11 protein-coding genes and 2 pseudogenes are annotated in these 19479 nt (G+C 38.8%); 12 read left to right on the top strand and 1 reads right to left on the bottom strand.

Annotation, left to right across the window (positions count from 1 at the left end; genetic code table 11):
* Positions 1 to 147 precede the first annotated feature (147 nt).
* Complete coding sequence (gene speD, locus MHB45_RS10530) at positions 148 to 984, top strand: adenosylmethionine decarboxylase (protein WP_048680532.1); 837 nt, start codon at positions 148 to 150, stop codon at positions 982 to 984.
* Positions 985 to 1008: 24 nt separating this feature from the next.
* Here speD and MHB45_RS10525 read toward each other — a convergent pair whose 3' ends face one another.
* A complete protein-coding gene (locus tag MHB45_RS10525) occupies positions 1009 to 2034 on the bottom strand; it encodes a YeiH family protein (protein WP_048680543.1) in 1026 nt (341 codons plus the stop codon).
* A gap of 133 nt (positions 2035 to 2167) precedes the next feature.
* On the opposite strand from MHB45_RS10525, the gene MHB45_RS10520 reads away from it, so the two are divergent.
* From MHB45_RS10520 to MHB45_RS10470, 11 genes and pseudogenes are all read left to right on the top strand, one after another.
* On the top strand, positions 2168 to 3061 hold the full coding sequence (locus MHB45_RS10520; RefSeq protein ID WP_048680535.1) for a selenium metabolism-associated LysR family transcriptional regulator: 894 nt from the start codon (positions 2168 to 2170) through the stop codon (positions 3059 to 3061).
* Positions 3062 to 3299: 238 nt separating this feature from the next.
* On the top strand, positions 3300 to 4205 hold the full coding sequence (locus MHB45_RS10515) for a hypothetical protein (RefSeq protein ID WP_048882892.1): 906 nt from the start codon (positions 3300 to 3302) through the stop codon (positions 4203 to 4205).
* A gap of 499 nt (positions 4206 to 4704) precedes the next feature.
* Positions 4705 to 5331, top strand: coding sequence for a metal-dependent hydrolase (locus tag MHB45_RS10510; protein WP_048681909.1), 627 nt, complete (start codon positions 4705 to 4707; stop codon positions 5329 to 5331).
* A gap of 222 nt (positions 5332 to 5553) precedes the next feature.
* Positions 5554 to 5997 (top strand): C40 family peptidase, encoded by a 444-nt coding sequence (locus MHB45_RS10505; protein WP_072273017.1) that lies wholly within the window; start codon positions 5554 to 5556, stop codon positions 5995 to 5997.
* Positions 5998 to 6744: 747 nt separating this feature from the next.
* Positions 6745 to 8874, top strand: coding sequence for an ATP-dependent Clp protease ATP-binding subunit (locus tag MHB45_RS10500; protein WP_048681904.1), 2130 nt, complete (start codon positions 6745 to 6747; stop codon positions 8872 to 8874).
* Positions 8875 to 9262: 388 nt separating this feature from the next.
* Positions 9263 to 11149: pseudogene (gene pulA, locus MHB45_RS10495) on the top strand (type I pullulanase); the annotation flags it as partial.
* Between the two features lie 178 nt (positions 11150 to 11327).
* On the top strand, positions 11328 to 14291 hold the full coding sequence (gene fdhF / locus MHB45_RS10490) for a formate dehydrogenase subunit alpha (protein ID WP_072273015.1): 2964 nt from the start codon (positions 11328 to 11330) through the stop codon (positions 14289 to 14291).
* Positions 14284 to 14805, top strand: a pseudogene (locus tag MHB45_RS10485) (DUF1641 domain-containing protein); the annotation flags it as partial. The gene fdhF and the pseudogene MHB45_RS10485, both read left to right, overlap by 8 nt.
* A 437-nt stretch (positions 14806 to 15242) precedes the next feature.
* On the top strand, positions 15243 to 16730 hold the full coding sequence (locus MHB45_RS10480; RefSeq protein ID WP_072273013.1) for a spore germination protein: 1488 nt from the start codon (positions 15243 to 15245) through the stop codon (positions 16728 to 16730).
* 26 nt (positions 16731 to 16756) lie between these two features.
* Positions 16757 to 17947 carry a Ger(x)C family spore germination protein gene (locus MHB45_RS10475; protein WP_048681893.1) on the top strand — a complete coding sequence of 397 codons (1191 nt, stop codon included), beginning with the start codon at positions 16757 to 16759 and terminating at the stop codon, positions 17945 to 17947.
* A 24-nt stretch (positions 17948 to 17971) separates the two neighbouring features.
* Positions 17972 to 19075: a GerAB/ArcD/ProY family transporter gene (locus MHB45_RS10470; protein WP_072273791.1), complete on the top strand. Its 1104-nt coding sequence runs from the start codon at positions 17972 to 17974 to the stop codon at positions 19073 to 19075.
* The last annotated feature ends 404 nt before the right edge of the window (positions 19076 to 19479 follow it).

Here is a 19479-nt window from a genome sequence, read left to right as displayed (position 1 = left end):
TAAAAAAGCCGTTGCATGTTAATGCAATAGCTTTTTCTTAGCTTACCGATTAGAAGTCAGAAGCTTAGACTGGCAGATTTAGTTTTTTATTTCACGAAAAGGGTAACTATAAGGGTAGTCCTAAAAAAAGTATAAGGGGAATCATTCATGAAACTTACACCTGAGCAGCGTATTGAACTTCATGGCTTTAATAATCTTACGAAATCTTTAAGCTTTAATATGTATGATATTTGTTACACAAGAACCAGGGAAGAGAGGGAGTCCTACCTGGATTATATCGATGAACAATATAATGCAGAGCGGCTTTCGAAAATCCTGCACAATGTTGCGGATTTAATAGGGGCGCATGTTTTAAATACGGCCAAACAGGATTATGTCCCTCAAGGCGCCAGTGTAACCATTCTTGTTTCAGAAGGACCTGTCGTCGAAGTACCTATGGGGACTTATGAGGAATCACCAGGGCCTTTACCTGATAATGTGGTCATGCAACTGGATAAAAGCCATATTACCGTACATACTTACCCTGAATACCATCCAAATGAAGGCATTAGCACATTCAGGGCCGATATCGATGTCTCTACATGTGGAGAAATATCACCCCTTAAAGCCCTTAATTATCTCATTCATTCCTTCGATACCGACATTATCACGATCGATTACCGAGTAAGAGGATTTACAAGAGATAAAGATGGGCGAAAATTGTTCATTGACCATGATATTAATTCCATTCAAAACTATATTCCTGATGAAGTAAAAGGTTTATATGACATGATCGATGTAAATGTATATCAGGAAAATATATTCCATACGAAATGTAAGCTGAAAAGGTTCGATATTAATAATTACTTATTCGGTTATACAGAGGAAAAGCTGAATAAAGAGGAAAGGCAAGAAATTATAGAAAGGCTTCAAACGGAAATGGATGAAATTTTTTATGGTGCCAATGTTCCACATCCAATAGAAAAAAACAAGCATGCCGATTAAGGGATGCTTGTTTAAATTGAAAAGTTAATTTAAATGGAAAGCCTGAACCAATACATACCCGAGGCAAGTCAAAAATATAGAGCCAACGAGTCCAGCAATAAAAGGTTTACCGCCATATTTCCTAAAAGTTACAAGGTCAATATTCAATCCTAGTCCCGCCATCGACATAGCCATGAGGATATAGGAAAGCATAACAAGCTTTTCGGCCAAAGGTTCAGGAACTGCACCTGAAGAATAAATGGCACTCATCAATAAAAAACCAAAAATGAACCACGGTATCTGGATGGATTTCCAGGAAAATTTCTTTCCGGTAACCGTTGATCGTTCTTTCCAATTCATGATGAATCCAATTAAAATGGCAACGGGAATGAGCAGGGCCACCCTAGTCAATTTGACCACCACTGCCAAGTCGACAGCCTCATTTCCCCCTGGTGCCGCAGCAGCGATGACGTGAGCAATTTCATGGAGTGTACCACCCGAAAAAACACCATATCCTTGATCGGATAACCCCAATAATGGATATAGGATCGTATATCCGAAAGTGAAGGTTGTACCTAATACAGCAACCGTAGCTACAGCTATTGCTGTATCTTTTTCTTTTGCTTTTATTTGGGAGGAAATTGCCAGTATGGCAGCAGCTCCGCAAATTCCCGTTCCGCAAGCTGTCAATATGCCAAGCTTTTTCTCAACTTTAAATAGGCGGGTCAATCCATAAACTACTAATATACCAAATGCAAGACTAATGGCACCAACTGCAAATGTTTTCGGTCCGGCATTAATAATATCCTTTAGGTTCAAACGCATCCCCAATAAGATAATGCCCACCCTCAAAAGGACTTTACTTGAATAATTTGTCCCAGCAACGGCGTAAGCCGGGACGCCGATCAGCGATTTCCAAACAATACCAATCAGTATTGCAATGACTAACTGTCCCATTATATGAAGGAATGGAAGCACTGCTAAGTATTTTGCTGCAATGGCAATTAGCAAAGTCAATGCTATTCCTTTTGTAAATCCGAGTTTTTTTGTTTCAACTTTTATTTGTTCCAGTGTGATCACTCCATCTATGTTGATGCTTTAACTTTAAAACTAAATTAAAAATAAGTGAAATATATTTTTGCTATTTCAATGATTACTTCTACTTATGATAAAATGAAACGCATAGGAAAATAGGGAGGTAACAATGGATCCGTTAAAAGTATTCGTAACTGTAATCGAACAGAAAAACTTTTCAAGAGCAGGGGATATCCTGAACCTGTCGCAGCCAGGAGTCAGTCTTCACATAAGGAATCTGGAAAATGAGTTAGGAACGAAATTAATTTATCGTTCCCCCAAACAAGTTCAAATAACAGAGCCGGGAAAAATTTTGTATAGACATGCAAAGCAAATGCTTAATCATTATGAAACAGCAAAAAGAGAAATAAATGAATTTAATAACGTGGTTAGCGGAACGATGAAAATAGGTGCAAGCTTCACGATAGGGGAATATTACCTTCCAAAAGTATTGGCAGAATTTGCGGCACAATATCCGATGGTGGATATACAAATCATCATCTCTAATTCAAATGATGTCATTCAAGGAATCCGTTCGAATAAGCTTGATATAGGCTTGATTGAAGGGGAAACGGATTATAAAGATATAGATGTCAGGCCCTTCATGAATGACGAGATGATTGTGGTCGTTCCCCCGGATCATCCACTTTCACAGATGGATCTCATCGAGGGCAATATGCTCCAAAACCAAACATGGGTACTTAGGGAGCAAGGATCGGGGACCCGTACATATTCCGATAAACTTCTTAGCAGTCTTGAGTTAAACATAAAGAAAACCTTTATTTTCACCAGTATCCAAGGAGTGAAAGAAGCGGTGATGGCTGGACTCGGCATTGCCTTGTTATCCCGATTGACAGTACAAAAAGAATTGAAGTCCAATGAATTGAAAACTTTCCATTTGAAAAATGAGCCCCTAATAAGACCTTTTTCGATCGTGAAAAAGTTGGACTTTGAAGCATCAAAAGCCATGGAGCTGTTTCTAAGGAAGGTCGAAGAATTTGCGATAAAGGGCCGTCCTAAATAAAACCCTAAACATTTGCTCATCCTTTCATTTTCAATGAAGAGGTTGGGCATTTTTAACGACGAATTATTATTAATTTTAATGAAAACGTCGAAAGTAATTTGGAATATGTCAATGATTAAACAAATTTTACGTATTTTAACATAATTGCAAACATATAAATTAAATAGATAGTCTCCAGAAAATACCAATTTCCTGTAGACTTTTCCTGATATTAATAATCTTAAAAGGAGCAACCACATTGGCTATAGAGGAGCAGAAAGATAAACGGGTTTCTGTTTTCGACAGGATTATAGGATTCATGCCAAAATTTTATGTGATTGGGACAATTTTAATTTTTGTTTACACGTTAGTTGCGATGGCTCATTTAGGTATCCAAACTTTAAAAAAGCCAGAGGAAACCATTGTACCTGCCCCCCCTGTTTCTCAGGGATTTGAACATACATTGATATCGTTAATCATCGAACCGATCGTAACGTCTGAATTTTATCAAATCATCTTTAACACATTATTCCTTTACCTAGTTTGGATATTGCTATTCCTATTAGCCCCGATTGCTTTTTACCGTTTAAAACACTTTAAATTTTTTAATATCGAAATTGAAATTGAAAAACAAGATGCAGCCGTATATGAAGTATTCAGCATGAGCAGTTCAAAAATGAAATTTGCAGCCTATTTAACATCCGAGGAATTTCAATTGGAGATATCAGAGGAAATTGCCAACAGCAAAGACTTTAAAACACCCTTAATCTATACATTGGACTGTGCCGTGGATTTTTATTCCGATCAATTAGGTCTTTCCTTTACCTATGATATCTATACCCTGAACCAGTTCAAAAAAGCAAAGCTGCCTAAATCCATCAAAGCGATGCTTGATAAGTCCATTCAAACCGGCGATCCGTGCATTACGAATAAAAGCAATAGCGATAGTGAATATTACAAGAACTTTCTTATCCATTATTTCGAAAACATGGACGGGAAATTCGTCACCGTCTTAAATAGTTATCAAACTGAATTCGATACATTCGATAAATCACTGCTTATAATCCTGCAAAACGTCATATACGATTACTATTTACAATATAACTATATTTACGAAGCAAGTGAGAAGTTGGAAAAGAATGAAACCATTTCCCCTAATAATTAAAAAAACCACCCTACAAGTGGTTATTTTTTTTGGAAAGATGATTGTTAATTATATTTTGGACAATTACATTATTACCAATGAGCTCCGACGATTTATTTACATTCTGTTCCCGAAAATCCATGTTCTTTATTTTCTTGGACTTTTTCCCATTTTTAAAATTATTGAAGGCATTTAAAAAAGCTATCTGAATCACTCCCCTTATAGATTAGTATATTCATATTTTGGATAAAATTTCATGAAAAACCTCATTTTACTGAAAAATATTTTGCGTGATTTAAAGTAATGAAAATTACCTACACAAAGCTATTATAGACATTTATAAAAAGTGTTTTAAATGTACGAAAAGGTATTTTATTTGCTCTAATCACTGATTTCTATGGCTTTATTTATAAGAACTAGAGAAATTTTCCCCAAAATGTTGTATAGTTAGGTATGCAGAGATTCGAACAAACATTCGTTTCTTGAGCAGATTACTTCTTAGAGGGACAGGAGAGAGACAGTGAACGGGACAGCACACATGGCTATAGGGGCAACAGTTGGATTCTTGACGGCAAACACACTTCAAACAGATCCAACCACCACTTTATTTTTGGTGGGCATCGGGGGAGTTTCAGGGCTGATGCCCGATATGGATATTGATGGGAAGTTGAGTAATAGGATTACCTTTTCACATAAGTTTATCCGAACGATAGCACAAACGATTGGAATTTTAATGATCATTTATAGTCTTTTGGAAGGCTCTGAAACGGAAAAGTGGATCGGTGCAGGGGCAGGAATCGGAATCATCATTATTTCATCTTTCATTAGGCAAAGGCATATGCTGACTTTGACTGGATTAGCGGTATTAGGAGGCGGTTTATCTTTGCAGGAAAGCTGGTTGTGGCTGTTGGGAGTCTATATAATCTTGGCATCCTTTACACCACATAGAAGTTATACCCATTCGATTGCCGGTATCGCTTTCTTTGGCATCATTGCCTTTCAATTCGAAGCCTTTATGGGGATTGACGGAATTTTCGCCACTTGTTCATTAGGATACATAAGTCATTTAATTGCAGATTTGAAATGTTTACCTTTTAATAAACGTGGGGTAAAACTATTTCTTCCATTTTTCTCAAAAGAATTTTGACAGTGGTTTTTTACCGCTGATTTTTTATGAAGAAAAGATAGTTTTATTAAAGGTGCTTTTCAATATATTGAATGGACACTTGATTCGACTTATTTCTATGTTTTATATGGTCATTCTTCCTAAATCTACTAATTGTAACATATTCGTAAAGATCCTGTGATGCGAGTGATATAGCTTTTCTAGTATATTAGGTTTAGCAAATCACATCAGGGGGTAATTAATTTGTTTAAGAAAATTGTCGTCGGATTGTCATTGGCTATCACGCTTGTAACCGCATCCTTTGCCGGAAACCAAGTGGAAGCTGCTTCATATCATACAAAAGCGATTAAAGTGGCTAAAAGTGAACTAGGTACAAAATATAAAATGGGTGGCATTTCATCATCAGGTTTTGATTGTTCGGGTTTAGTGAAGTATTCCTATCAAAAGGCTGGCAAGAATTTACCAAGAACTGCTGCTGACATATATAAAAAAGGAAAGAAAGTTAAAAGCCTGCAAAAAGGGGACTTAATGTTCTTTGCACCAAATAAAGCGAAAACACCCACACATGTGGCCATATACATAGGAAACAATGAATTCATACACTCGTCATCATCAAAAGGAGTGTCATACGCTAAAACCAATAATAGTTATTGGAAGCAAAAGTATATCGGTGCGAAACGTATATAATAGAAGAAAATCAATTTTAATATAAAAAAGCTAAGAGACTTAATGAAGTCTCTTTCAAATTGTAGACAAAAGGGTTTCGGAAGGTTTCATTCCGAAACCTTTTTGATTTTTTATTGGAATTGAAGCAGCTTTGCGGAAAGGAAAGCATGGCATGGGTTGAACAACGAGGGGACTATCGATATCACCTCAAGTATTAATACTACTTAAAAACAAAAAAAAGACTGTAGGCAAAAGTGTTCTATCTTAAAATTAAAACAAAGATCATTGGAACGGAAGGTGCGAGACTCCTGCGGGAAAAGCGCGTCAAGGGGAGACCCCACAGGTGCGAAGACGCCGAGGAGGCTCCCCAACCGCCCGCGGAAAGCGAGTACCTGGAGTGGAAATCCAACGTTTAAAAATTGTACTAACCTTAAAGAGACTTAATAAAGTCTTTTTTTTGTATTAAAAAATAAGAGTGAATGAGGCACATGGACAAGAGAATTGGCGTTTTGCTAATAGTTTAAGGTTATGGTGAGTCCTGAATTCGGTAATCGGTAGTATGAAGCATTCATGAAAGCTTTTTAGTTGACTGGATATGGATAGTTTAATATGCTAAGCAAACCAAATCGAAGGAATTCCTGTTTTTTGCAAAAAAATTCCCAGACAAAATTATTGAAAGTCAAAGAAGGTCAATGTATAATAAAGTCAGAAAGTCAAAGAAGGTCAAAGATTTATTTTCAATTTAATTTTTTAAAGGAGGAGTACTACATGCTTTGTGAAAAATGCCATGTAAACCAAGCTAATATTCAAGTTCACCTAAATATGAATGGTCAGGAGCATGATGTGAAACTGTGCTCCACTTGTTATAAAGAAGAACGAAACAAACTTGGAGCTGCTATGGGCGGAATGGATATGGGGAAATTCCAATTTAACGGATCTCCAAATTCATTCAATCCATTTAATTATAATGGTGTACCAAAACCGGATTCAGCTGAACATGGCGAGGATGGAGGATTGCTTGAGGAGTATGGCCGCAATTTGACCGATGCTGCTAAAGCAGGACTTATTGATCCGGTTATCGGACGAAATGAAGAAATCAAACGCGTCATTGAAGTTCTAAACAGACGCAATAAAAATAATCCAGTTTTAATCGGTGAACCTGGTGTCGGTAAAACAGCCATTGCTGAAGGTCTTGCTTTAGCGATTGTTGAAGGTTCAGTGCCAGTTAAATTACGTAATAAGCTAGTATATATGCTTGATGTAGCGTCCCTTGTTTCCAATACTGGAATTAGAGGGCAATTCGAAGAAAGAATGAAGCAATTGATCAGCGAATTACAGGAAAGAAAAAATGTCATTTTATTCATCGATGAAATTCATCAACTTGTGGGAGCAGGTTCGGCCGAAGGATCAATGGATGCAGGAAATATCTTGAAGCCTGCACTTGCACGCGGCGAACTTCAGCTTGTCGGAGCAACTACTTTATCCGAATATAGGAAAATTGAAAAAGACGGTGCCCTTGAAAGACGTTTCCAGCCTGTACAGGTTAACGAACCTACAACTGCTGAGGCATTGGTCATCTTACGCGGTTTAAAAGAAAGTTATGAATCTTATCATGGTGTAACATATAGTGAGGAAGCCCTAAAAGCGGCTGTTGAACTTTCAAACCGTTACATTCAAGACCGATTCCTCCCTGACAAGGCAATAGACTTAATGGATGAAGCTGGTTCCAAATTGAACTTGACCATAGAAGACGGCCAGGTAGAAAACATGAAAGAACGACTGGTCCAAATTTATAAAGAAAAAGAAATGGCCTTAAAAGAAGAAGCATATGAAAAAGCTGCCGTTCTTCGTGATGAAGAAGAAAAACTGGAAAAGTCATTGCAAGCAGGGGAAGATGCAATTAAGCCAACCGTTACCGTTGAAGACATTCAAAATATCATTGAACAAAAGACCGGCATTCCTGTAGGTAAGCTCCAAGAAGATGAGCAAGAAAGAATGGTTCATCTCCAAGCGGAGCTGATGAAAAAAGTAATTGGGCAGGAAGAGGCTGTCAAAAAGGTATCCAAGGCCGTTCGAAGAAGTCGTGCCGGGTTAAAATCCAAAAATCGTCCTACCGGTTCTTTCCTTTTCGTCGGTCCGACAGGAGTCGGTAAAACCGAATTGGCGAAAACTCTTGCTGAGGAATTATTCGGGGACAAGGACGCTATGATTCGTCTTGACATGAGTGAATTCATGGAGAAACACAGTGTTTCTAAATTAATCGGTTCTCCTCCTGGATATGTAGGACATGAGGAAGCTGGACAATTGACGGAAAAAGTTCGCCGCAAGCCTTACAGTATCATCTTATTGGATGAAATCGAAAAGGCACATCCGGATGTCATGCATATGTTCCTGCAAATCATGGAAGATGGCCGCTTAACCGACAGTCAAGGCCGGACCGTTACTTTTAAAGATACCGTGATCATCATGACGAGTAATGCAGGAGTCGGTGAGAAACAAAAAGTAATGGGATTCGGTACAAGTTCAGCTGTGGAAGAGGCTTCAATCCTGCAATCTTTAGGCAGCTTCTTCAAACCGGAATTCTTGAACCGGTTCGATAGCATCATTGAATTCTCTGCATTGAAGAAAGAAGATCTTCTGCAAATTGTTGATATCATGATTCACGAGTTAGACGAAACACTTGCTGTAAATGGTTTATCTTTAGATGTGACCATTGAAGCGAAACAAAGGCTAATTGAACTCGGATATCACCCAACTTTCGGGGCGAGACCGCTCCGCCGTGTTCTTCAAGAACAGCTCGAAGATGGTATCACAGACTTTATCTTTGAGCAGCCTGAAGTTAAGAACTTCACTGCAATTGTTGAAGATAACTCAGTGAAAATTATTAAAACACCATAAAGAGTACTAGAAATGCCTCCAAGACCGTAAAACTGTTATGGAGGCATTTTTTTCTTTTTTTGGATTCACTTTTCATTAAACGATAAGTAAGGTCCAGCAAAATGACCTGCTGCTTTCGATTATTAAATATAGATTTCTGAATTTTCGCCATAATTTGCAGATCGGATGTTTTTATGTGTAATGCCTGTGGAATCATAACATTATGGAAGATTCGCTCATGATTATAAAAATGAATAATCCCTGTTCTAAAATGGGAATTTCAATGGAGGAATGACCTATTAAAGATTCACTTTCTTATTTTGAAGAGGAAAATAAAAATAATCAAAAACCTATGGATAATAAACCGGAAAATCAGTTGGAATCCCTGCCGATTGCTAATATTAATCCGGTAAACCCGTCAGAATTGGATGATTTATATTTCTATGAAGGCAAAGATTTAGGAAATTCCTATCTTAAAGATAAAACGGCATTCCGGTTATGGGCACCACTTGCATCTGAAGCCAGGCTAGTTACTTATAAACATTGGGATGATACAGATGGAATGGAAATTCAAATGGTTCGTTCCGAAAAGGGGACCTGGATCATTGAGCTGAACGGAAATCAGGATGGATTGATTTATACATATAAAGTGAAAGTGGGAGAAACCTGGAGTGAAGCCGTCGATCCCTATGTTCGCGCAGTTACTGTTAATGGTGATAAAGGGGTCGTGATAGATTTAACAGATACGAACCCAAAAAGGTGGACACGGGATAAACCACCTCTTGAAAAAGCTGAGGACATAGTCATTTATGAATTGCATACACGGGATTTATCGATTCATCCTGAAAGCGGAATCCACCATAAAGGTAAATTCTTAGGAGTAGTTGAAGCCGGAACCAAAGGTCCAGAAGGAGTGAAAACAGGTCTTGATCATATTAAAGATCTAGGTGTTACCCATGTTCAGTTTATCCCGATATTTGATTTTGCTACAATCAATGAAAAGAAATTGAATGAACCACAATATAACTGGGGATATGATCCACAGAATTATAATGCTCCCGAAGGCTCTTATTCGTCTGATCCGTATCAACCAAAAGTCAGGATCCGGGAGTTAAAGGAAATGATTCAAGGTTTACATGACCACGGGTTACGAGTGATCATGGATGTTGTATATAATCACGTTTATTCTGTGGCGGACTCAAACTTCCATAAACTCGTTCCCACTTACTTTTTCCGCTATAACGCGGACGGCACCTTATCTAATGGAACTGGTGTAGGAAATGATACTGCTTCCGAACGTAAAATGATGCGGAAATTCATCGTAGAATCCGTAACCTATTGGGCAAAGGAATTTAACCTTGATGGTTTCCGTTTCGATTTAATGGGTATTCACGATGTGGAAACGATGAATGTAGTGAAAAAGGCACTGGCAGAAATTGATCCGACCCTCATTGTTTTAGGCGAAGGCTGGGATATGGATACCCCCTTGGCCCAAGAGCTGAAAGCAAATCAAAAGAATGCTTTTAAAATGCCTGGAATCGCTCACTTTAATGATGCGATCCGTGATGGTTTAAAAGGGTTTGTCATGAATGAACATGATAAGGGATTCGTCAATGGCAAACCAGGAATGGAAGATATTATAAAAAAAGGCATCGCTGGTGGTTTGAAATATGATGAAGATATCGCAACATATCAACGACCAGATCAAGTGATCAATTATGTTGAAGCACATGATAATTATACTTTATGGGATAAGCTGCTCATCACTAATCCAGATGCTACGGAAGAAAAACGGAAACAGATGCATAAGTTAGCTTCGGCAATTGTCTTACTGTCACAGGGGATTCCAATGATACATGCTGGACAAGAGTTCATGCGCACGAAGGATGGAGATGAAAATAGCTATCAATCTTCTGATTGGATTAACAGGTTGGATTGGAAAAGGAGAGCGGAGTTAGATCGGGAAGTGGAGTATATGAAAGGGCTGATTTCTCTCAGGAAAAATCATTCTGTTTTTAGGTTAAGCACACCCGAAGAAATTGAGGAGCAATTACAATTCATTGATGCCCCGCCAAATGCGGTTGCATTCACCTTACAACATCAAGATTATAAAATGGCAGTGATTCATAATGCAAATTGGGACGCGATAACCATTACTCTTCCTCACGAAGGTAATTGGGCCGTTTTAGTGGATGGTCAGCATGCGGGCCTGGAAGAAATTGATAGGATTAAAGGGAGTCAGATAACCGTTGCCCCTTTAAGTTCGTTTGTATTGAAAGCAAACTCTAATCAATGATGCTAAAGTCGAAGTGAGTGAATACTATGTCTCACTTCGGCTTTAGTTTATTTTCTAATATGAAATTGGTCAAATGAAGACTTCCATTATTCACTTTCACAAGTTTGAGAAAATTTGTGCGAGGGTAGAAAATACCAAATGATGAATTTTATCGTTTTTTAAGAGGGGAGCGATTATTTTGCCAGAGAAAGTGCATATAAAAATCAATGGTGCTGAGACCAGTCTGGAAGGTAATCAAACAATATTACAAATGCTGACGGATAGCTCCATTGAAGTCCCGAATGTTTGTTACCACCCTAGCCTAGGTCCTATCGAAACATGTGATACATGTTTAGTGAGCGTTAATGGAGAACTAGTTAGATCTTGTTCCACCAAGATCAAAGATGGGGATGTAATCGATACAGTTGGAGCAGAGGTAAAAGAAGCACAGGTCATGGCGATGGACAGGATATTATATAACCATGAGCTTTATTGTACGGTTTGCGATTATAATAATGGAACTTGTGAAATACACAATACCGTAAAGGAAATGAAGGTAAATCATCAAAGTGTTCCTTTTGATCAAAAACCCTATGAAGTAGATCGGACGAATCCATTCTATCGATATGACCCGGATCAATGCATCCTTTGCGGCCGTTGTGTTGAAGCTTGTCAAGATGTACAGGTCACTGAAACATTGACTATTGATTGGGAAGCAAAACGTCCGCGTGTCATTTGGGATGACAATGTTCCGATCAATGAATCTTCATGTGTGTCATGTGGGCACTGTTCCACCGTTTGTCCGTGTAATGCAATGATGGAAAAAGGAATGGAGGGTGAAGCTGGATTTTTAACTGGCATCGCTAAACAAACTCTTCGACCTATGATAGAAATTACGAAAAATGCTGAAACGGGTTATGGCTCGATTTTAGCGATTTCAGATATGGAATCCGCCATGAGGGATGCAAGGATCAAGAAGACGAAAACGGTTTGTACATACTGTGGTGTAGGATGCAGCTTTGACGTTTGGACCAAAGACCGTAAAATCCTTAAGATCGAACCGCAAGTGGAGGCACCTGCAAATGGAATTTCAACTTGCGTTAAAGGGAAATTCGGATGGGATTTCGTGAATAGTGAAGAAAGACTAACAAAACCTTTAATTAGAGAAGGGGATGCGTTCAGAGAGGCTGAATGGGAAGAAGCCCTTGAATTGATTTCCTTTAAATTCACCGACATCAAGGATTCTTACGGTCCTGATTCGATGGCCTTCATAACGTCTTCCAAATGCACCAATGAAGAGTCCTATTTAATGCAAAAGCTGGCTAGGGGAATCATCGGCACCAATAATGTGGATAACTGTTCCCGGTATTGTCAGACACCGGCTACTTTGGGACTATTCAGGACGGTTGGATATGGTGGAGATACAGGGGGCATAAAGGATATCGAAAAGTCCGAACTTGTATTGATCATTGGCTCCAATACATCCGAATCACATCCCGTGTTGGCTACAAGAATTAAACGTTCCCATAAACTGGGGAAACAGAAGCTGATAGTCGCAGACATCAGAAAGCATGAAATGGCTGACCGGTCCGACCTCTTCATCCAGCCTGCTCCGGGATCGGATATGATATGGCTTTCGGCCGTCACTAAATATATCGTCGATAAAGGTTGGACAGATAGAGACTTCATTAAAAATCGTGTAAATGGGATGGAGGAATATATCAAGACTTTAGAACCCTACACAATGGAATATGCAGAAAAAGTAACAGGCGTATCTAAGGAAGATTTAATTACGTTGGCAAAAGCCATTCATGAAGCGGGAAGCGTTGCAGCACTTTGGGCAATGGGCGTTACCCAGCATGGCGGAGGAAGTGATACGAGTACTGCAATTTCCAATTTATTGCTCATAACGGGCAACTATGGTAAACCTGGAACAGGCACTTACCCTTTACGCGGACATAATAATGTACAAGGAGCCAGTGATTTTGGCAGTATGCCGGATCGCTTGCCAGGTTATGAAAAAGTAACGGACGAAAAGGTACGTGCGAAATATGAAAACATCTGGGGTGCAAAAATACCCGAAAACCCTGGCCTTAATAATCATGAAATGGTCGAAGGGATTCATTCAGGTACCATTAAAGCCATGTACTTAAAAGGTGAAGATATGGGGCTGGTCGATTCGAATATCAATCATGTCCATGAAGCATTTGAAAAACTGGACTTCTTTGTGGTACAAGATATCTTCTTATCAAGAACGGCTGAATTCGCCGATGTTGTCCTTCCAGCAAGCCCAAGCTTTGAAAAAGAAGGTACTTTCACGAATACCGAACGCCGTATACAACGTCTGTATCAAGTCTTTGAACCTCTTGGCGACTCAAAGCCTGATTGGCAAATCATAATGAATGTGGCGAATTCGTTAGGAGCGGGCTGGAATTATGGGCATCCAAGTGACATCATGGATGAAGCAGCTAAACTATCACCATTATATGCTGGAGTAAATTACGAACGCTTGGAAGGTTATAAAAGTCTTCAATGGCCAGTTGCTTCAGATGGTAAAGATACTCCATTGTTATTCACGGAAGCTTTTCCGTTTCCCGATGGAAAAGCGAGGTTATTTCCAGTCGAATGGACCAAACCGATTGACTTTGGGGATGAGTTTGATATCCATGTGAATAATGGCCGCTTATTGGAACATTTCCATGAAGGAAACATGACATATAAATCAAAAGGCATCAGTTCCAAAACGCCAAAAGTCTTCCTTGAAGTATCCCGGGAATTGGCAAAAGATAGAGGGCTTGAGGATGGCACCCTTGTTCGGCTCACTTCACCGTATGGACATGCAAAAGTGGAATGTCTAATTACGGATCGTGTAAAAGGTAAAGAAGTTTATCTTCCGATGAATGATTCAGGTGACGGGGCCATCAACCAATTGACAAGCAGCCATTCAGATAAAGATACTGATACTCCCGCCTATAAGGAAGTTCAAGCAAAAATGGAAGTTCTTAGGGTCAAAGGAGACAATCCATTGCCGAGCATCAACCATCGTAATGGGAATCCTCAACCGCAAATGGGTGTACAAGTACAAAAAAAATGGGCCCGCGAAGATTATATATTCCCTGGTGACCTCTTGAAGATCAAAAAGGAGGAGAGGAACCGTGGCTAAAGCGACAAAAGTGATCAATCGAATCAGCATTAGTGATGAAGAAAGAAGAAGGATCGAATTAGAGGATATCGAGCGTACCCTATTGGAAAATAAAGAAGTGATTAAAGAAACGTTTGAAGTCATGAAGGGCATGCAGGATCGTGGGATATTATCGATGGTTAACAGCTTGTTGAAGGAAGGGGATAAAGTGCTGAACATTCTTGTCAATACAGCGGACACCCCAGAAACGGCAAATACGCTGAAAAATCTGCTTCTCATACTTGGCACATTAGGAACACTTAATGTTCAGCAGCTTGAACCGCTAATCCTGAAAATCAACTCAGGGATTGCCCGTGTAGCTGAAGCTGATAAAACGCCAGAAAAGCCAAGCTATTTAGCGTTACTGCGTTCCTTGAATGACCAAGAAGTCAAACAAGCCATGACCTTCCTGATGACCTTCATTAAAGGAATGGGAGGAGATACAAGCGATTTAGAAAGAACGACCCAATTACCGGAGAATCAGCATTTGCATAAAACGAATGAAACAGCGGAAATAGAACGGCCCACCTCCAGAAAATCATACGGATCAAGTATTCCCAGTAAAAGCGGAAGCGATAAAAAACGAAAGAACAGCTGGTTTTGGATTGCAGCAGGAGTTTCACTCGTAACCATTCCGCTAACCTTATCTAAAAGTAGGAAATAAAGTGCATTGCTCGTTTATCCTATTGAAACGGACGTAGAATCGTCTGCGAAATTGACTTTGACTTGAGTGATGGTGAAAATTACCACCAGAATAAAAAAGCCGATGTTTCCTTATAAGGAAACATCGGCTTTTTTCATTGAACCTGCTATCAAAATTTTTCTCGACATCCTTTTATTACATATATTTATATGAGATACAAATAATAAAAGCAATCATTAGGGAAACGAACACACACACACACACACACTTAATTAGTAAGGGGCGGAAAAGTGAGAATAGGACGTTCTTTTAAAAGAGCTAAAGAAAAACCTACAACCGATGGCACCTTATTATGTGAGGTGAGTGAAAATGTAAAGAGATTAATGAAAGAGCTCGGGCATAGTTCAGATTTGTCCGTTCGAATGATTGAATCACCACACGATAAATCGGTACAGGCAGCTGTAATCCACCTTGACGGATTGGCTGATGGTAACATCATTAATGAAAGCATCGTGGATCCATTAATACAGTGGTTTAAAGAAAATAATCAAACATTGACAGAGATGGAGGAACGGGCAAGCCATATTTTAACGGTATCTCAAGTAACCGTTAAAGAAAGTTGGCAGGAATTCCTATCAGCGGTTTTGACAGGAGATACGGTTGTATTATTGAATGGCAGTACAAAAGCATTCATCGCCAGTACGAAAAGTCAGCCATCCCGTGCCATAACCGAGCCGACAAGCCAAACGGTCATTAGAGGACCAAAAGATAGTTTTACTGAAAATTTAAGAACCAATACGTCTTTAATTCGAGCTCGGGTTCAAAATCCTGATGTACGCTTAGAAAGCTTGAAAGTCGGAAGTGTCACACAAACGGATATTGGAATCATGTACATTCAGGGAATCGCGGATGAGAGTATTGTGGAGGAAGTCAAAGAACGAGTAAAGGGCATAGATATTGATGGGGTTCTTGAATCGAATTACATTGAGGAATTGATCCGGGATGATTCAGCGACGATTTTCCCCCTTCTTTTGAATACGGAACGTCCTGATGCGGTAGTTGGGAATTTGTTGGAAGGCCGAGTCGCCATCATTATCCAAGGAACTCCTTTTGTTTTAATCGTCCCGGCGATTTTTTCTCAGTTTTTTCAATCTCCGGAGGACTATTATCAAAATCAATATATCAGTTCTTTTTTAAGGATGTTAAGATTCGGAGCCTTTTTTCTTTCGATGTATGCATCCGCTATCTATTTGGCCCTGATTACTCATCACCAAGGGCTTATCCCAACAACTTTACTCGTCAGTCTAATGGGCCAAAGGGAAAATGTCCCTTTTCCAGCGATTGTCGAAATACTGGTTATGGAAATGGCCTTTGAGATTTTACGTGAGGCAGGAATTCGGATGCCAAGAGCGATCGGGCCGGCTGTATCCATAGTAGGAGCACTCATTTTAGGTCAGGCAGCTGTTGAAGCGGGATTTGTGGGAGCCGCAGTGGTCATCATTGTAGCCATATCTGCAATCAGCAGTTTTACACTGCCAAATACCAGTCTAGTCAATGTGACTCGTGGAATTCGATTTATGTTGATTTTTATTTCAGCATTCATCGGCTTATATGGCATATTGCTTTTCACTCTATGTATCTGGCTTCATATGAGCAGCCTGAGGTCTTTTGGTGTACCCTATTTTGCCCCATTTGCTCCATTTCGTTTAAAGGAGCAAAGAGATGTTTTTTTTCGTTTCCCGCTACCATCACTATTGAAAAAATCATCAAGAAAATAAAACTGGCTAATTACGGGGGAAGAAAAATGAAAATGAATATTTCACTAGTATGGATGGCAGCCATTTGCTTACTGATTTCAGGTTGTTCTAATTACAGGGAATTAAACGAGCTAGGTGTCATAATAGCGATGGGAGTTGACCAAAATGACGATCCAAAACAACCTTACCGAGTAACATATCAAGTCATAAGTCCTAGCGGCCTATCCCAAACCAGCACATCAGGAGGTCAAAGCCTCGCTGTCATCAACTATACGATAACAGGAAAAACAATTTTGGAAACTCTTGGAAAATCAGCTTCAGTTATTCCGAGGGAAAATAACACAACACATCTCTCGCTCATTATTATTGGTGAGAAGTTAGCTCGAAATAATCTTGATTTAATCTTTGATGGTCTCGATAGAGGTAAATATTCACGAGGAAGTATCCCGATCTTTATTGCGCGAGGGAAGACTGCTAAGGATGTACTTGGGGTAATTGAACCACTTGAAACTACTCCAGGTAAAAATATTATCAGTACAACACAAAATAATCAAAAGTTGTATGGATCATCTAGTGAGGTGTTAGCTTATGAAATCATTTCTTCACTTTTGAGTGAAGGTAAAGATGCATCACTTCCGGGAATCAGTATAAGCAATGATTCCCAGAAGGCAAAGCAAACAGAAAATTTAGAGACGACGAACCCGACTACTATTAAGGTTAAGGGATTAGCTATTTTCAGAAAAGGAAAATTGGTGAGATGGTTGGATGGAGAAACGGCCCGAGCCGCTCAATTCGTTACATCGAAAGTGAAAAATACCCCCGTTGTGTTACCTTGTGAAAGAGGCAATGTGACAATCAACACAATCGGTGTAAAAAGTAAAATGTTAACCGCAATCCATCATGAAAAACCTGTCATACATACTGATATCAACGTGATGGGAGAACTGTTGGAAACATCATGTGAGATTAATTTAAGCGATCCCAGAGTGTTGAAAAAATTCGAAAAAAAAATGGAAAATGTATTAAAAAAGCAAATTAAAAGGACAATTAGCATCACTCAAAAAGAAAAGTCAGATATTTTTGGATTTGGTGATGCCCTGTCTCGAACAAATCCCGTTTATTGGCGCCAAAACAAAAAAAATTGGGATAACCTATATTCAGATGCGCAGGTATCATTGAAAGTTCATGTAGACATTATCAATTCCGGATTGCGAATGGAACCTTATGAGTCGAAATAATTGAATGAGGAGGTGAAGGAGGCATTGCCTAAAATTAAAATTGATGGATTTCAGTTATTTTGCATGATGGTCATTTTTATGTTTGGTAGTAATTTACTGCTTGATATAGGAAAAAGCGCCAAGCAGGACGTCTGGATTGTGAATCTCTTATCAACCCTTTTTGGGTGTTTACTGTATTTCGTGTATACTTCATTATTTAAAAAATACCCTGACTTACCGATGACCGGCTATCTCCGAAAAATTTGGGGTAAATATATCGGTGGTGCATTCAGTTTTTGTTATATCATCTATTTTATTTATCTGGCTTCAAGAGTGTTACGAGATTTTGAAGAATTATTAATTAGCTCTACTTATAGGCGTACTTCCATAATAACGCTGGGGATATGCATGATACTTGTTTTAATATATGGAGTTCACCTAGGGGTGGAAGCATTTGCACGTGTTGCATGCTTATGCTTTGCCATTATTATCATAAGCCTTTTGATTCTGAACATTATGTTTGTATTGGGAGGATATACAAGATTGGAGAATCTTCAGCCTGTATTGGGCAACGGATGGGGATTGGTATGGAAAGAGTTGATTCCTACAGGTATCACTGTACCTTTTGGAGAATTGATTACGTTTACGATGATCCTTCCGTATTTGAATAAAAAGAGTTCTGCCGTTAAAGTGGGCCTTTTTGCGATAATTATAGGTGGGGTTTCATTAACTCTTAATTCGATCATTCTCTTGTCTGTATTAGGTCCCGAGGCGGTTTTAAGGTCTAATTTCCCCGCTCTTACAGCCGTGAGTTATATTAATATTGCTGATTTTATTGAAAGACTGGATACCTTTATTCTTGTTTTAATGATCATTTTAGGCTTCATTAAAATTTCGATTTTCTTCTTTTGTGCCATTATTGGCGCAGCGGACTTATTTCAAATGAAACCTTCTCTTATGTTCATTTATCTTGTTGGCGGTGTTATTTTCATCTCTTCGATTATGATTGCTCCTAGTTATCAGGCACATATAAATGAAGGGTTAAAAGTCGTCCCTTACCTTTTGCATCTACCTTTGCTCATTGGAATTCCCATTCTTTTATTGCTTACCGCATATATAAAACAAAAATTAAAACCGGCAATATCATGAAGATGGAGGCTGCCGGTTTTTAAAAGCCGAGAATATGATCAAATATATAAAAATTATAGTAAATAATAAGAGCAGAAAGTAATCTTCTCCACGAGCTACTATCAAATATTGTTTGATACTATAGAAAGAGTGCAATAAATTCAAGCCCTGTAATTTATCAAGGAGCATAATAAGTAAATATGTGCCAAACAAAATTAACAATGATGGCAGCATTCTCACGACAAGATCACCTCGTTCTTTCTTCTTAAAGTGTGATTTATACTCTATAAATATGCACGAAGTCGTACCGGAAAGTCATTAATAGTATACTTGTCCATTTTATTTCTTATAATAAGGAAACTTATACTTGTAGAAACAGCTTGCGTGCCATAAAATGGGAGTATTAAAATGGTCAAGGAGTGTAA

The organism is Peribacillus sp. FSL K6-5616, assembly GCF_038008245.1.
Classification (GTDB): Bacteria; Bacillota; Bacilli; order Bacillales; family DSM-1321; genus Peribacillus; species Peribacillus frigoritolerans.
Note: the sequence above shows the minus strand (reverse complement) of the source record. Positions and strands in the feature narration are given on the sequence as shown.

Bases quoted from the DNA above. Each gene is read 5' to 3' on its own strand.
- speD (WP_048680532.1), top strand. From the start codon at position 148: ATGAAACTTACACCTGAGCAGCGTATTGAACTTCATGGCTTTAATAAT.
- MHB45_RS10520 (WP_048680535.1), top strand. From the start codon at position 2,168: ATGGATCCGTTAAAAGTATTCGTAACTGTAATCGAACAGAAAAACTTT.
- MHB45_RS10500 (WP_048681904.1), top strand. From the start codon at position 6,745: ATGCTTTGTGAAAAATGCCATGTAAACCAAGCTAATATTCAAGTTCAC.
- MHB45_RS10475 (WP_048681893.1), top strand. From the start codon at position 16,757: ATGAAAATGAATATTTCACTAGTATGGATGGCAGCCATTTGCTTACTG.